The 14,510-nt window shown below is 47.0% G+C and carries 16 protein-coding genes and 1 pseudogene; 14 read left to right on the forward strand and 3 right to left on the reverse strand.

The genetic code is table 11. The annotated features are described in order from the left end of the window. Positions 1-18: 18 nt before the first annotated feature. Positions 19-897, forward strand: coding sequence for a carbohydrate ABC transporter permease (locus H7F31_RS08415; protein WP_187103777.1), 879 nt, complete (start codon positions 19-21; stop codon positions 895-897). 127 nt (positions 898-1,024) lie between these two features. On the opposite strand, the gene H7F31_RS08420 is transcribed toward H7F31_RS08415, so the two are convergent. Next, positions 1,025-1,606 carry a substrate-binding domain-containing protein gene (locus tag H7F31_RS08420; protein ID WP_187103778.1) on the reverse strand — a complete coding sequence of 194 codons (582 nt, stop codon included), beginning with the start codon at positions 1,604-1,606 and terminating at the stop codon, positions 1,025-1,027. Between the two features lie 47 nt (positions 1,607-1,653). On the opposite strand from H7F31_RS08420, the gene H7F31_RS08425 reads away from it, so the two are divergent. From H7F31_RS08425 to H7F31_RS08450, 6 genes and pseudogenes are all read left to right on the forward strand, one after another. Beyond that, positions 1,654-3,939 (forward strand): hypothetical protein, encoded by a 2,286-nt coding sequence (locus tag H7F31_RS08425; RefSeq protein WP_187103779.1) that lies wholly within the window; start codon positions 1,654-1,656, stop codon positions 3,937-3,939. A 168-nt stretch (positions 3,940-4,107) separates the two neighbouring features. Then, on the forward strand, positions 4,108-4,431 hold the full coding sequence (locus H7F31_RS08430; protein ID WP_187105685.1) for a hypothetical protein: 324 nt from the start codon (positions 4,108-4,110) through the stop codon (positions 4,429-4,431). Then, the gene (locus H7F31_RS08435) at positions 4,428-4,685 is read left to right on the forward strand and encodes a transposase (RefSeq protein WP_261800349.1); all 258 of its coding nucleotides are present in this window, start codon (positions 4,428-4,430) and stop codon (positions 4,683-4,685) included. Before H7F31_RS08430 ends, H7F31_RS08435 begins: the two co-directional genes overlap by 4 nt. Positions 4,686-4,832: 147 nt before the next feature. Then, a pseudogene (locus H7F31_RS08440) lies at positions 4,833-4,985 on the forward strand (MgtC/SapB family protein); the annotation flags it as partial. After that, a complete protein-coding gene (locus H7F31_RS08445; RefSeq protein ID WP_187103780.1) occupies positions 4,937-5,743 on the forward strand; it encodes a CdaR family protein in 807 nt (268 codons plus the stop codon). The pseudogene H7F31_RS08440 and the gene H7F31_RS08445, both read left to right, overlap by 49 nt. Continuing rightward, the gene (locus tag H7F31_RS08450; RefSeq protein WP_187103781.1) at positions 5,740-5,892 is read left to right on the forward strand and encodes a helix-turn-helix domain-containing protein; all 153 of its coding nucleotides are present in this window, start codon (positions 5,740-5,742) and stop codon (positions 5,890-5,892) included. Before H7F31_RS08445 ends, H7F31_RS08450 begins: the two co-directional genes overlap by 4 nt. 191 nt (positions 5,893-6,083) lie before the next feature. Here H7F31_RS08450 and H7F31_RS08455 read toward each other — a convergent pair whose 3' ends face one another. Next, complete coding sequence (locus tag H7F31_RS08455) at positions 6,084-6,611, reverse strand: SRPBCC family protein (protein WP_261800350.1); 528 nt, start codon at positions 6,609-6,611, stop codon at positions 6,084-6,086. Positions 6,612-6,733: 122 nt separating this feature from the next. On the opposite strand from H7F31_RS08455, the gene H7F31_RS08460 reads away from it, so the two are divergent. Continuing rightward, positions 6,734-6,922: a hypothetical protein gene (locus H7F31_RS08460; RefSeq protein ID WP_187103782.1), complete on the forward strand. Its 189-nt coding sequence runs from the start codon at positions 6,734-6,736 to the stop codon at positions 6,920-6,922. On the opposite strand, the gene H7F31_RS08465 is transcribed toward H7F31_RS08460, so the two are convergent. Then, positions 6,903-8,087, reverse strand: a complete 1,185-nt coding sequence (locus H7F31_RS08465; RefSeq protein ID WP_261800351.1) for an ROK family transcriptional regulator — start codon at positions 8,085-8,087, stop codon at positions 6,903-6,905. The two genes, H7F31_RS08460 and H7F31_RS08465, sit on opposite strands and share 20 nt — an antisense overlap. Positions 8,088-8,338: 251 nt before the next feature. On the opposite strand from H7F31_RS08465, the gene H7F31_RS08470 reads away from it, so the two are divergent. The 6 genes from H7F31_RS08470 (at position 8,339) to H7F31_RS08495 (ending at position 14,417) form a co-directional block, all read left to right on the forward strand. Beyond that, a complete protein-coding gene (locus tag H7F31_RS08470) occupies positions 8,339-8,926 on the forward strand; it encodes a YdcF family protein (RefSeq protein WP_187103784.1) in 588 nt (195 codons plus the stop codon). Between the two features lie 194 nt (positions 8,927-9,120). Next, on the forward strand, positions 9,121-10,587 hold the full coding sequence (locus tag H7F31_RS08475) for an ABC transporter substrate-binding protein (protein ID WP_187103785.1): 1,467 nt from the start codon (positions 9,121-9,123) through the stop codon (positions 10,585-10,587). A 115-nt stretch (positions 10,588-10,702) separates the two neighbouring features. Continuing rightward, positions 10,703-11,638, forward strand: coding sequence for a carbohydrate ABC transporter permease (locus H7F31_RS08480; RefSeq protein ID WP_187103786.1), 936 nt, complete (start codon positions 10,703-10,705; stop codon positions 11,636-11,638). A gap of 29 nt (positions 11,639-11,667) precedes the next feature. Beyond that, a complete protein-coding gene (locus H7F31_RS08485; RefSeq protein ID WP_087572032.1) occupies positions 11,668-12,504 on the forward strand; it encodes a carbohydrate ABC transporter permease in 837 nt (278 codons plus the stop codon). Then, positions 12,501-13,265: a Cof-type HAD-IIB family hydrolase gene (locus tag H7F31_RS08490; protein WP_187103787.1), complete on the forward strand. Its 765-nt coding sequence runs from the start codon at positions 12,501-12,503 to the stop codon at positions 13,263-13,265. The genes H7F31_RS08485 and H7F31_RS08490 overlap by 4 nt, the downstream gene beginning before the upstream one ends. A 45-nt stretch (positions 13,266-13,310) precedes the next feature. Further along, positions 13,311-14,417: an SGNH/GDSL hydrolase family protein gene (locus tag H7F31_RS08495; protein ID WP_187103788.1), complete on the forward strand. Its 1,107-nt coding sequence runs from the start codon at positions 13,311-13,313 to the stop codon at positions 14,415-14,417. Positions 14,418-14,510 lie beyond the last annotated feature (93 nt).

The raw sequence follows: 14,510 nt of genomic DNA on the forward strand, positions 1-14,510 counted from the left end.
CAGAGGAAGGATGTCGTCGTGAAAAAAAGCGCAAGCTACCGGGTGTTCAATCTATTCAATGTCGCTTTTCTATCCTTACTGGCGCTCGTATGCATATTGCCGCTGGTGCACGTGCTCGCCTTGTCGTTTAGCAGCAACAGCTCGGCTGCGGCGGGATTGGTCAAATTATGGCCGGTCGGGTTCACGACCAGCGCTTATGAATTCATTCTCCGAAAACCGGAATTTATGCAATCGATGTTGGTTACGTTACAGCGCGTGGGATTGGGAACGACAGTAAACCTCCTGCTGACGTTATTGGTCGCCTATCCGCTATCGAAGGAAACGGCGGCATTTCGGTTCAGGACACCTTATGCCTGGATTTTCGTCTTTACGATTCTGTTCAACGGCGGATTAATCCCGTGGTACATGACGATCAAATGGACCGGTATCATGGATACCTTGTGGGCTTTGGTGCTGCCCGGCGCCGTGCCGGTATTTAATGTGATCCTGCTGCTGAACTTCTTCCGCGGATTGCCGAAGGAGCTTGACGAGTCCGCCTCCATCGACGGAGCAGGCCATTGGACGACTATGTGGCGCATTTACGTACCGATGTCCATGCCCGCCATTGCCACGATTACGTTGTTTACCATTGTCGGCCACTGGAATTCCTGGTTCGACGGGTTGATCTTGATGAAAGTGCCGGAGCACTTTCCTTTGTCGACCTACTTACAAACGATTATTGTCAACATTGACTTGACTTCGATGTCGGGCAAAGATTTCGAGATTTTGAGGGATGTATCGGATCGCACGGCCAAAGCGTCCCAAATCTTCCTTGGCGCATTGCCGATCATTCTCGTCTATCCGTTCCTGCAGCGCTATTTTGTAAAGGGGATTGTTCTGGGGAGTGTGAAGGGGTAGAGCTTGAAGCCGGCACGGGGTTACGGTTCGCCGAGGACAGCTAGTATCATGCGGTCCTCGGCAACCGGTTCTATGCGATTTCAGGCCACGTCCTTCATGCGTTTCAAGCTGTTCCGCAGCTGCGAAGTCAGTCCTTGGCTGGCGGTGCCGTGCTTTCCCTGACAATAAGCCGCGGAGCGATGATCGCGCCTGGGTAGCTTCCGCCGGGATGCTGAATAAGAATTTCTGCGGCCTGAGTTCCGAAAAGATGCATATTCTGGTCTACCGAAGTTAGCCGGGGGATCGACCACTTTCCGGCAGGGTGACCGTCATAACCGATGATACTGATATCCTGCGGCACCAGACCCGGGTCAAAAGGAATGCTGCAATTATCAAGCGCCATACGGTAACCCTGAAGCCGGAGCGAGAACTCCATGTTTAACTCTACGATTGACTTTCCCGTTAGAATAATCCCGATTCGTTTATGGCCCAAATCAAGCAAATGCTTGGCAGCCATATATCCGCCCGCCATATTGTCGCCCGCCACATTCGGGATTTCCAAATCGGGGACATAAAATTGGATCGTAACCAGATATTTCTTCTCGCGCTTCCATTGCTCCATCGTATCCGTCATCTTGGTCTGCCTGGTATTCAGCAAAGCAAAAAGAATGTATCCAGCGTCGGCATCGCTCGGGAGCAGCGGGCTGTCGCCGATATCCAATATGGCCAAATTGTATACGCTACCAAATCGTGATTCAATCAAAGGAGCTGATCGAAATGAAACAGGAAAAAGAATCGTTTGGGAAGGGGATCAGGTATAAAGGGAGGCAACGCTCGTTCGCGATTTTCATGACGATTCTGCTGGCGATTGTGCTGACAACGTCTTCGGCAAGCGCCTCTCCAACCGGTTCATTCAATATTGGTGCCTACTGGCAACCGCCTACTGCAGGACCGGCCTATTCGACCGACATGAACACGAACGCAAACTGGTTAGCGATTAAAAACGCCAATATCGATACGGTGATGGCCATAGAGTCGGAAAGCTTGATGACCAAAGCCAAGAATGAAAGCGGTATTAACTTCAGCAATGCCAACAATGTTACCCTTATGGCAACGGATGCGGCAATTTACGGCAAAGAAACATTCACTTCCGCCGATATTACGGCGTTGAACAATGCCATACTTCCTTACAAAAACGATGCCCGGGTCAAAGGTCTTAATCTCAAGGACGAACCGGCCGGATGGAATTTGGAAGGATATGCGAACACCTATAAGCAGGCCAAATTGTTTGCTCCTAATTTATCCTATTACGTCAACTTGCTTGCTTACAAATCCGAAAGGTCTGAAGGCGATTTTTTAGGGGCTCCAAGCGGAAAGCTGTTTCTAAGCAATTCGGCCGCGAGAGGCAGCGGTACTTTTGTTACGGCACAGCAGCCGCTCGGTCAAACATTCAAGATGCCTGCCGGTGTCAGTTTTCTGCGCAGCATGCAATTTTATCTGGACGCCGTTCAGTGGTCAAGCAATGAAATGCTTTCCTTAAAAATATGGGACAGTCCGGCCAAAACCGCCAAGCTTGCGCAAGCCGATGTATGGGGATATGCCAGCGCCACCACCAATCAGCAATATAAATATTACCCGATCTTTACATTGGACGTTCAATTGACGGCAAATACGACTTATTATTGGGAACTGACTCATAACGGCGGCGGCGACAATTCCGTTGGTTGGGTAACTTCATCTCCAACAGGCACCAGCACGAATGCGGATGGCACCGCTTACGTAAACGGCGTAGCCAAAAATTACGATTTCTACTACAAACTATATACAAGAAGACCTAATACGCCGGATATAAAGGTCAATCCGCCATTGGGCAGCGGCGATTACGTTCGATCCACTCAATCGTTTGGCCAAACCTTTACAACACCTGCCAATGTCAACCGTTTCTTATACTATATTCAACCCTATATCGATCCTGTTCTTTGGAACGGTCAAGCTCTGACGATTACCCTATGGGACAGTCCGTCCAAAACGAATAAGATTGCCGTATCCAAAACGCTTACCTCATCAAACTCCGGACATACGCCGATTTTTTATATCGCTGCAAAATTGAATTCAAATACGTCTTATTACTGGGAGCTCACAAGCAACTCCGGCTCTAACGTAGGCTGGATTGTGTATTCTTCGTCCAGCGCATACGCAGGCGGAACAGCTTATAAGAACGGGGTGCAGCAAGCGAATTCCGATATGTGGTTCAATGCCCGCTTCGGCAGCGAATACGAGAACTATGTGGACGACTGGGTAGACTATAGCGGGGCCGACTTTATTCAATTCGATAATTACCCGTTCCTGGGCGGCCCGAGCGACGATGTCAATTATTTTCTCAATATTGAGCTGATCCGCGACAGAGCCATCGACAAAAACGTGAAGTACGGCGCATTCCTCCAATCCGTAGGGATCACGGACAGCAACACGGGTGCCGTAAGATATCGCAATCCAACCCTGAATGAGAAGCGATACAATGTATACACGCATCTGGCTTACGGCTTTAAAAATATGTATTGGTTTACGTATTGGCGTCCGCAAACAAACGGCTGGGGTGAAGTATTCAACGGCTCGCCCGTCGATTTTAACGGAACGCAGACGGCAGCATATTCGCATATTCAAACGTTAAACGGTGAAATGAAAAATTTGGGGGCAACCTTGAAGGATTTGACATCCCAAGCTGTCTACCATACAGGGCTTAATAAGCCCCGGGGAACGACCGGTATCCCGGCCGGCTTCTTTATCAGGCCGCAGGATATGAATGAAACAACGGTAACAGGATACTTCACTGACGCAAGCGGGCGCAAATATATTATGCTGGTAAACCGCGAATATAATTTCGTTAAGACCAATATTCCATTTAACTTAAATCCAAAACCGGCCACATTAACGGAAATCTCAAAGACTACCGGAGCGGAGGTCCCGCTCGTGCAAGGCACTTATACAGCCGGCACCGGCGTACTGAACATCACTCTGGCCCAAGGGGAAGGAAGATTGTTCGCACTGCCGGTCGGGTATTAAAATCAATATTTCTATCATGGAAGAGGCGCTTGTATAGGCCGCCAACATACAAGTTACCACCGGCCATCTGATATGGCCGGTTTTTTTCGTTGACATGCAATGTTGTAACCCGGAAATGTAAATCGTGCGATGTGTTGCTTTAATAGATACCTCAGGGGGAGATAACACATGCGCAAGAAGACATTGATTTCAACGGTTTATTTGTACATCGTCCACGCCTTGCTGCTTATGGCGCTCGCCGGGCTGGTCGTCGTCTCCTATATGGCGTATCCACTGGCCTGGATCGACCTGTTCTCCCGGAGAAAAATCCCGTCACCATCGCGCACCGCGGCGCTTTCGGCTACGCGCCCGAGAATACGATGGAAGAATACCGGCATCCGGCAATATCGTCTGGCCGACCGGGTGTCGATTCACTCCTTCAGCGCCGGCGCGAAGGTTGTCCGCTCAGAGAAGCAAGTACGAAAGCAAAAGGAAATCGCGAAATCAGCGTGAGTCTAAAGTATCTGCGTTACAAGCAGCGAGCACGCGAGAAACTCAGAAGTGAGGACGGGTACGCCCTCTCGGTTCGAAGGATGATTGAGCCGGAAAGTGTATTCGGGCAAATAAAGAATAACCGAGGATCAAGACGTTTTCTGCTTCGAGGCCTGCCAAAAGTGAGCCTAGAGGTCGGGTGGATTTCGCTCGCCCATAATTTGCTCAAGAAGGCGGCAATCGACCAAAAAGCAGAAATGGTGGTGCAGGGATAGGCTCCCTAGCACCACCATTTCTTTATTTTCACTGACATTTCAACACGTGTACTGTCTCGTCAAGCAAAAAAAACTATTTTTGAGACAGCCCCTTTCTAATGAATATATTACATTTCCGTGTCGGCAATGGCGAAAGGATGATAGGCGATGTTAATGGAGATGGAAAGCGTGTGGGAGATATCCTGGCTGGATTTAACAATCCGTATGGTTTTATCGGCGTTGCTGGGCGGCCTGATCGGCATAGAACGCGAATGGAGCAACCATGCGGCGGGCTTCCGTACGCATATTTTGGTCTGTCTCATTCGCACGATGATGAAATCGTTATCATCTATTTTGAAACGGAAGAGAAAGACCTGATTCAGCAGAAAATGATTCAAATTGCTGAAAATATGCGTCAAAAAATAGAGAAATATCTGAAAACGACAGTGTCCATTGGTATCGGCTTTATTTACGATAGCTGCCGCGATATTTCGTTGTCCTATCGGGATGCCAAGTCGACGTTTGAATTTCGGCATATGATTGGCAAGAACCGAGTGCTAATTAGTGGCGATACCGGTTTGCCTCCATCCAGTTTTGCAAAAACCAAGCTGCATGGACTGGAAAAAGAGTTTGCCATGAACGTGAAATTGGGCTTGGAGAATAAAGCCTTCTCCATTTTGGACGAAATCCAACAAATGCTTTTGGAAATGAAATATGTAACGTTATCGCAACTGCGTTTGATCGGCGTGGAAATTACTCTTCCCCTGTTCAAAGAGTTTGAGGAATGGATAAGCGACAGCGAAATGCTGGTGGCGGAGTCCGGCGAAGTAACGGATTTCTACCTGTTTAATCAAAATGTGGAACGGTATCAAACCAATGATGAGTTGTTTTCGGCTCTGCGTCGGTTAACCAAACACTTTGTCGATATCGCAAATCATCAACGCGAACGTCAGATGAAAAGCAATATTCATACCGCTATGGATTACATGGAAAAAAACTTTATGGTGGAGGGGCTTTCCCTACTCGATGTCGCAGGATACGTTCATATCAGCCCTACTTATTTGAGCAATTGCGCATGAAGTCGGCAATGGAGCTGCTGCGCATAACGGATTTGAAAACCTATGAAGTAGCGGATAAGGTCGGTTACAGCAACCCGCAATATTTTAGCCAATGCTTTAAGAAATATACCGGGTTTTCGCCGACCGATTACAAGAATAGCGCGACGTAAAGCAGCTACACAGCGTAATCGTCGTATTACCTCCGTTAATGAATTGCAGGGCAAGGTGTCTACTTGGGAATTTCGCCATACTTGCCCCACTATTTATCAAAATAAATTTACTCCGCGAACATAGAACGGCGCAGCCGGTTCTCCCTGGGCAATTACCCCAAAGCATCGACTGCTCCCCTCCAAACGAGCAGCTACTCCTGCAGCTTTGCCAAATATTCGTCCAGCAGCTCGAAGGTGCCGGAGAAGCCGACTTTCACGTTTTCCTTAAACGATTCGAAAAACTGGATTTCCGCTTTCGTCGCCTCGAAGGCTTTGCCGTGCATCGTCAGCTCCGTCATGTCGCCATCTTCGCGGAACGTGAGCGTGTTCAGGATGCGCAGCGGCCACATCTGGCTAAAAGGAGCGCGCAGCGTGTTGCCTTCCTCGTCGGAGAAGGCGTTTGTGTATACGAATTTCTCGTTTGGCACGATTTCGACGTACTCCAGCAGGCTCCACATGATCTGGCCTTCGGGACTCGATTGGCTGTAATGCACCTTGCCGCCCGGCCTGACGTCCTCGCTCACGATCGTCATGACGAAGCCGCGGGGGCCTTTCCAGTGCTGCATATGCTCCGGTTTCGTGATAACCTCGAACAGCAGCGCAAGCGGAACCTGAAAGGAACGTTTGACCGTAATGCCGTGGACTTTGCCTTTGCCGGTTTTCCCCATTAATTTTCTCACAACAAACAATCCCTCCCGTTAACCTGAACGATATATTTCGACTATACCGCATGGGGGCACCTGTTATCCTATCCGAAGAAGCTATGCCGGCAATTACACATTCAACAGCAGATGGTTTAAGAATGATGGTTAAAAGCTACAATGATCATGTGTATATATTTGCGGTAAACAACAGCGAAACAACACAGCAAGTGACGTTTACGTCCGAGCAGTTCGACAATGATGCAGTACGTGTATGGAACGAAAATCGTAATGAAGAGGAAGTGCCTTTAAACGAGCATTTACACATGATCAAAGAGATAGAGTATTAAGCGGTATTTCAAAAGCCCGTTTAATCACTAAACCGGCAGCAAGTTTCGTTTCGTCCGGTTTGTTATAGAGGTATGTCATTTGTACGTTATTAACCGTTACCGGCAGTTGATGCATGACTCTGGCCTTGATGTCGCTGAACATCTCGGGGCTGATCGATTGAATGACAAGGCCAGTCATAAGCAGGCTGTCTGGATTAATAAACGTAATAATGTTGGAAAGGGCTACCGAGATGCCTTCGACAATTTTTTCATACAAGCTAAGGAACTTGGCATCTCCCGTTTTTATGCCTTCCGCAAACTCATCCAGCGTACATTTGATAGACACACCTAGCCCGCTGCTGGAAGCTAGCGTCGTTAAGCATCCGGATCTGCCGCAATGGCAAGGATAAGCGTCTTCCCCATGGAACCCTTTATAATGCCCGAATTCCCCTGCGACAAAGTTGGAACCCGCTATAATTTGTTTATCAACGACAATTGCGCCGCCGGTACCATAATCGAACTTGATTGTGATATTGTTATTCGATTCTTTCAAGCACCCGTTCATGTTTTCGTAAACGGAAAGAAGATTAACATCATTTTCGATATGCACGGGAATATGATATTTGTCTTCGAGAAGCTGACTGAGCCGCAGACGATGAAAACCTATGCCGGGCGTCCGGAGAACGATGCCATGCTGGGAATCCACCAAGCCCTGTATACTGATTCCAATGCCTTTTATTTTGGAAGCGTTGGGCACTTGGCTGATCAGCTCATCAATGACTTCATGGAGCAGCTTCAGCAGCACATCAACGGAGCCATATTTGTTAATCGTGCGTTCGGCCGATGCGACGGCATCTTGACGCAGGTTGTACACTTTCCCGCGAATATATTTACCGGCGAGCTCAAGCCCAATGGCATAAAAGCTGCCGCTGTTGATATGAAGGCCCACTCGTTTTCTTCCGCTTCCCGCTTCCAGATCAATGAGCTCTCCAGCCACGATTATTTTTTCCTCCAACAGGCGGTTAACGATATTTGTTACGGTTTGCCTGCTTAGTCCGGTCTTTTCTGAAAGCTCTACGCGAGAGATTGGCCCTTCGGAATAAATAAGAAAAAGAACCTTCTGCTGATTAATGGATTTTAGTAACATATGGCTAGTTTTTTTGACCGAATCTCCCACGATATGCATCCTCTTTCCGACAACATATTAGATATGAATCGAGATTCAAAACATTTGATTAAATGATACACATACTTTGCTCTAAGTGTAGCATTAATACGAAGGGAATAAAAGTTGCAAGTCAGGCAGGAATGAGAAACTTTAACCCCACAATACAAAAAAAGCAAAGGACTGTATTGACATTGTTTAAAAAATAGATATGATTAATTTGTAAACTGATTTGATTAAGTATAACAAATTGACGACTAGAGGAGCAAGTCATGGTATGGATGGGATGGATAATTGCAACAGCGGCGATAGCGGTCCTTACTTACATATGCTGGCTGCATGCAGTTAGGTTGAAACCTGGCAAAGCAGATGCGCTTATTGTACTTGGCTATGTATCTAAAGACGGCCGAATACATCCTTTGCTTAAGGAAAGACTGGATGAGGCTTACAGACTTTTTCGGCAATATGGGCACAAATACATCATTGTATCGGGGGGAGCAGTTGGTTCACGACATTCGGAAGCGGATCTGATGAAAAATTATCTGGTTGAGAGAGGCGTTCCGGCAAAAAGAGTTTTGAAAGAAGATAAATCATTTAACACGGTTCAGAATTTAATGTATAGCAAGCAATTATTGGAGCAGCAACGTCTAGAATCCTTTATCATAATAACGAATTTATTCCATATTCGACGGACAAAGTATATTATGCAACGTCTTGGGATGAAAGGCGGTTTCAGTGCTAATCGAAGCTTTAGAAGCATTGCGATATTTCAGCTGAAATTAACCTTTTTGGAAATTCGGGCTTTCAGGTTAACTCTCCCGATTATTAGAAGGGCCATTAATGATTATCAAAACAATTGACAAGTTGGCTGGCATGACTTTATTAAATAATCAATATGCAAACGCTTACACGTTATTTTGGAGGTGAGGCTTAAGGGATCAAAGTCATTATTTATTTACAAAGTATTCACCTTGATTTGATTGATAATTAACAAAACATAGTTATCCTTGAATAGTTAATCCAATTTATTTATTAATTAAGAGGGGGAACCAAAATGTTGAATGGAAAAATGAATCGATTAATGAGTACGGGTGCTGCGGCAGTATTATCTCTAACGATGCTCGCCGCATGCTCAGGAAACAACGGACCTAGTCCAAGTACGACTCCTGCTGGCTCCGATAAGCCGGGTGCGCCTGCAGAAGCAGAGGTTTATGAGAACGGATTGTCAAAGACTGAGAAAGTAACGCTAAAGGTAGGCTTCTTTGTTGGAGGTTATGGCCGAGAATGGTTCGATTATGCAGTTGATTCGTTCACAGCCAAATATCCGAATGTCAAAGTAGACATCACGGCTTCAGCCGATATGAAGACGATTCTTTCTACCAAAATCTCTGCAGGCAATGATAATGACATGTTTGACCTATTCAATACGGAGCCTTCCGGAGGCATTATAGGGCTCGCTGAAGCCGGTAAGCTTGAACCAATGGATGACATTTGGGATTTTCCTCTTCCAGACGTACCGGACAAAAAGGTCAAGGATCTTATGATGCCCGGCATGTACGAGTCAACGCCGCTGATCAACGGGAAGAGATATGAATTTACTACGGCGAGCAGCTTTGGCGGGTTGTTCTTTAACAAAAAGCTATTCGAAGAGCATGGCTGGAACCAAAATCCGAACACATGGGAGGAATTTAAAGCGCTGCTAGCAGACATTAAAGCGGACGGCATTGCCCCAATTACGTTCCCGGGCATTCATCCAAGCTACCATAACTGGGCTTTCGGAACAGCCAAGAACTTTGAGCTGGCCGATATCAATGGCCATGTCGATGAGTTTATCGATAATTATAGAACTTATGGTCTGCCTCAATACACAAATCCAGAGACGGTTGAAACCTGGACGCGCTTCTATGAGCTTGGCAAGCTAGGCTATTTTGCAGAAGGACTTCCGGCATTGAACCATACGCAATCGCAAATGCAGGTTATTCAAGGGCAAGCAGCGATGGTATCGACGGGGACTCATGTCGAGAATGAGATGAAGGAAGCAACGCCTGCGGATTTCGATTGGGGCTTCATGGCTGTTCCTTTTAGAGACAACACCGATCAAAAGCTTTGGATTCGAAGCGGAACTTCGAACTTCAACTATATCTGGGCTGCTAAGCCGGAGCTGAACAAAAAGTGGGCCAAAGAATTGATCGCATGGCTGGTTACGCTAGATAATCAACAATTTGCTGCCGAAAAAGCAGGAGCTTTGCCAATGCGCAAGGATTTGACGGATGATCCTGCCAAAGCGGCTAACCTTTCCAGCTCTGCCCAATCCGTTCTGAAGTACATTGCGGATAATAAGGCTCAAACTTTTAAAGCAAGCCGGTCTATCAACATTTCCGATCCGAATCTTGCTCAAGCGGAAAAATTAATGAATGAGAATATCGCTAAATTTGCTATGGGCATGCAGGATCCGAAACCGATTCTGGAGCAAGCTGAAGAACTGCTGACGAAAGCTCTAGAGGCTGAAAAGAAAAATTAAGACGCGATGGAGCGGGGAGGATTCCTCTCCGCTTCTCCATTGCAGCCTCAGGGTCTTATAGGCTTCGCGCTGAACATGACTTATAAACGTCTAGTAAGATAGGAGTTGACCTCACGTGTCTGATTCAACCGCTGTGAAGACTGTAAGCAAGCTGGGTCTAGATAAAGCGAATACGCAGAAGTGGATATTTCTGTTCATTGCCATCGTGCCTCCCTTTGGCGGCTATTTGCTTTTTACGTTGTTCCCGAACATTCTATCTGTCTATTATGCGATGCTCAATTGGGATGGGTTTACGGATGCAAAGTTTGTCGGTCTGTCCAATTTCATCACCGCATTCCAAGATAAATATGTTTGGCGCGCGCTTACCCATAACTTGATTTTTATGATAACAGTGCCTTTCTTCGTTATTATCATCTCTTTGCTTCTCGCCTACCTAATTACAAATAAAACGTATAAAGAAAATAAATTTTTGAAGGTTCTGTTTTTTTTCCCGAACGTTTTATCGACGGTCGTAGTCGCTCTCCTCTGGGCCTTCATTTATGACGGATCGTATGGTTTGCTGAACGGCCTTCTAAAATTCATCGGCATTGATATCGGGAATTTCTATTGGCTGGGCAATGAAAGCACGGCGCTTGCATCCATTATCCCGGCATGGGTTTGGGGAGGCGTCGGCTTGTACGCCATAATCTTTGCCAATGCGATGCTGGCGATTCCAAAGTCATTGTACGAGGCGGCGATACTTGAAGGAGCCGGCCATATGACGCGTTTGTTTAAAATTACGATGCCGCTTGTTACGCCAATTATCCGCGTCAGCGCTTTGTTCCTCGTTGTCGGCACCATGAAGGGCTTCGAGATCATCCTCATTATGACGAATGGGGGGCCATTTGGTTCGACGGACGTAATCGGTCTCTATATGTTTAACTTAGCCTTTGGCGTAGAGTATCGGAATTACGGCTACGCTTCCGCAGTCGGTATGATTCTGTTCGTTATATTAGTAACAGCCAAGCTGTTAATCGATAAATTTGTGCCGAACAAAGGCTACGAGTATTAGTTTCCATATGAAGGTTCGGAGGGATCTATTTGAAGGAAAAACGAACGTTAATGGACATTGTGTGGCGTGTGGTGCTTTATGCCTGGGCGCTAACCATTTTATTTCCTTTAGTTTGGGTTATTTATGAATCATTAAAAAGCAATCCGGAGTTTTTTCAAGATATATGGGCGCTGCCTTCTGAATTCAGATGGCAGAACTATTCGAAGGCTTGGAATCAATACGGTTTTGGCCAATCGCTCTTAAATACGCTCTATTACGTTGGCGGAAGTCTAGTGCTGGGACTTTTCTTTACGACCATTAACGCTTATGCGCTTACTCGAATGACATTCAAAGGAAGAAAGCTGATTTGGGGCTTGATTATGTTGTCCCTGTTCCTGCCTGGCATCAATGCGCTTGTGCCTCAGTATGTCATTATGAGGGAACTGGATTTGACTAATAGCTTAACCGGATTAATACTGTTGTCCAGTTTGGGCGAAAGCGTGTTCTACCTGATGTTGCTCGGAGGATTTATGAGTTCCCTGCCTGTGGAGCTTGAGGAGAGCGCAACGATGGATGGCGCGACATTATTCCAAAAGTTTTGGCGCGTTATTGTTCCGTTGTCTACACCGGGAATTGTAACTGTCGGCGTATTCAAGTTTTTAGGGTTCTATAACAATTTCTTGGCGCCGTTCATCTATTTGAGCGATCCTAAAAAATATCCCATTGCGGTACAAATGTATTCAGCCAATAAACAAATGGAATTTACTGCAGATTGGGTAACCTTGTTTGCCGGCGTAACCATTGCAATGGTACCGTCCATTATTATTTATATTCTATTCCAGAGACTACTTATGGAAGGTGCGACGATGGGCGCGGTGAAGGGATGAATATCATGCATCAGGTACATGCGAGGTATAAGCTGATTGCACTGGATCTGGACGGGACTCTCCTGACAGATCGGGAGCAAATAACGGATGAGACTAAAAAATGGATTCAATATGCCGTAGACAACGGAGTGAAAGTCATATTTTCTACCGGAAGAGGCTTGCAAACCGCGAAGGGCATCTGGGATGAGCTTGGTCTCGACTCCCCAATGGTGCTGCTCAACGGCGCAGAGATATGGGAAGGTCCGGGCAGGCTTTATAAACGTTTCTTTATTCCTCGGGAAACGATTCGCCGCATTCACGCAATTGCTGCCGAACGAGGCGATTGGTATTGGGGCTACAGCGTAGAAAGCCTTACAGGGGCCAAGGACTGGACGCCGGAGATGTTCGAGCGGGATTGGATGAAATTCGGCATCGGCTGTCAAGATCAGAAGAAGCTTGCGGGACTAAAGGAAGAGCTGCTCAGCTTTGGATCGCTTGAGATTACCCACTCTGCCCCTGTCAATATGGAGATTTCAGTGCAAGGCATTACAAAGGAAAGCGGAGTACGCCAAGTATGTCAGATGCTGGGCTTGTCTATGTCCGATGTCATCGCCATGGGGGACAGCCATAATGACGCGAAGCTGCTGAAGGCTGCGGGTCTCGGTGTGGCGATGGCCAATGGAGAAGAGCATATCAAATCCATAGCGGACGTCATCACGGCTACCAACAACGAGGATGGCGTCGCTCAGGCGATTCGGAAGCATATATTCCAAATCGAATAAACGTGGCAAATGTCCGCATGTAGAGACAGAGGGGAGAACTTACAGATGAATGTTCAATCGAAAGAGATAAATTTAGATCAACTGGGCGACCCGATATACCAGGAGACAATGGAAGACGAACCGTTGAGATGGCATTCTCCGCTCGAAGCGCCTTTTCATATCGCGGGCTTCCCTTGGCTTGCGCAGGATGGGATTTACAGACGCCTGCCCCTCGCTTCCGGGGCCGTCTTGCCGCCTGCGGTTGATACGCTTGCTTATTGTACGGCAGGCGGGCAAATTCGCTTTCGCACCAATTCTTCGAGGCTGGTCATAAGGGTGCGTCTTGCCGGACCGTCCAATATGTATCATATGGCGCCTACAGGGCAATGCGGAGTAGACTGCTATCTTGGAGAACCGGGAGAGCAGAGCTTTATCACCGCGGCTAAATTCAAGCCAACGGAAAGCGAATATGAATCAAAGCTTTTTCGGTGGGATACAAAAAAAGAAGTGGCCGTCACCTTAAACTTACCGCTCTACCAAGGGGTGGAAGAGGTGTGGATTGGGGTAGATCAGGATGCCGACATAAGCGATGCACCTGCCTATGCAAGCAATAAACCCGTCATTATATATGGAACTTCGATTACGCAAGGGGGATGCGCCTCGCGGCCGGGTATGGCTTATACCAATATTCTCAGCCGCATGATTCCGATGGAGTTCGTCAATCTTGGCTTCTCGGGGAATGGAAAGGGCGAACCGGAGCTTGCGCGTATTATTTCGGAAATCGATGATCCGGCGCTTATTATTCTTGATTATGAGGGGAATACGGGCGAGGCCGGCAATATCGCACGAACGCTGCCTGCTTTTATCCAAATATTAAGAGAGCGTCATCCCGAGGTTCCTATATTAGTAGTCTCCAGGATCAGCACTGCCGAAGACCAGTTCTATAGGAAGAGAAGGGAGCTTAATGATCGCCGCAGGTTGATTCAGATCGAGAATGTGGAACAGAGGCGGAAAGAAGGTGACCATAATATCCATTTCGTTGACGGCTTTAAGCTGCTGGGCAATGATTCCTTCGAAGAATGTACGGTTGACGGAACACATCCGACTGACCTCGGATTTTTGCGCATGGCACAATCGCTTGCGCCTGTCATTAAGTCATTGTTGCGACTGTGATTAACAAGATAGATGAGATGAACAGCCTTCGGACTTCATGTTTTAGTTTAGAGGCTGTTTGTTGATCGGACAGACACCTGTTATACCATTTTA

Origin of the sequence: Paenibacillus sp. PAMC21692, from assembly GCF_014303795.1 — a bacterium.
Taxonomy (GTDB): Bacteria; Bacillota; Bacilli; order Paenibacillales; family Paenibacillaceae; genus Pristimantibacillus; species Pristimantibacillus agaridevorans.

Coding starts and splice junctions, on each gene's coding strand:
- H7F31_RS08425 (WP_187103779.1), top strand. CDS start 1,654: ATGAAACAGGAAAAAGAATCGTTTGGGAAGGGGATCAGGTATAAAGGG.
- H7F31_RS08430 (WP_187105685.1), top strand. CDS start 4,108: ATGCGCAAGAAGACATTGATTTCAACGGTTTATTTGTACATCGTCCAC.
- H7F31_RS08445 (WP_187103780.1), top strand. CDS start 4,937: ATGGAGCAACCATGCGGCGGGCTTCCGTACGCATATTTTGGTCTGTCT.
- H7F31_RS08450 (WP_187103781.1), top strand. CDS start 5,740: ATGAAGTCGGCAATGGAGCTGCTGCGCATAACGGATTTGAAAACCTAT.
- H7F31_RS08460 (WP_187103782.1), top strand. CDS start 6,734: ATGATGGTTAAAAGCTACAATGATCATGTGTATATATTTGCGGTAAAC.
- H7F31_RS08465 (WP_261800351.1), bottom strand. CDS start 8,087: ATGCATATCGTGGGAGATTCGGTCAAAAAAACTAGCCATATGTTACTA.
- H7F31_RS08470 (WP_187103784.1), top strand. CDS start 8,339: ATGGTATGGATGGGATGGATAATTGCAACAGCGGCGATAGCGGTCCTT.
- H7F31_RS08475 (WP_187103785.1), top strand. CDS start 9,121: ATGTTGAATGGAAAAATGAATCGATTAATGAGTACGGGTGCTGCGGCA.
- H7F31_RS08490 (WP_187103787.1), top strand. CDS start 12,501: ATGAATATCATGCATCAGGTACATGCGAGGTATAAGCTGATTGCACTG.
- H7F31_RS08495 (WP_187103788.1), top strand. CDS start 13,311: ATGAATGTTCAATCGAAAGAGATAAATTTAGATCAACTGGGCGACCCG.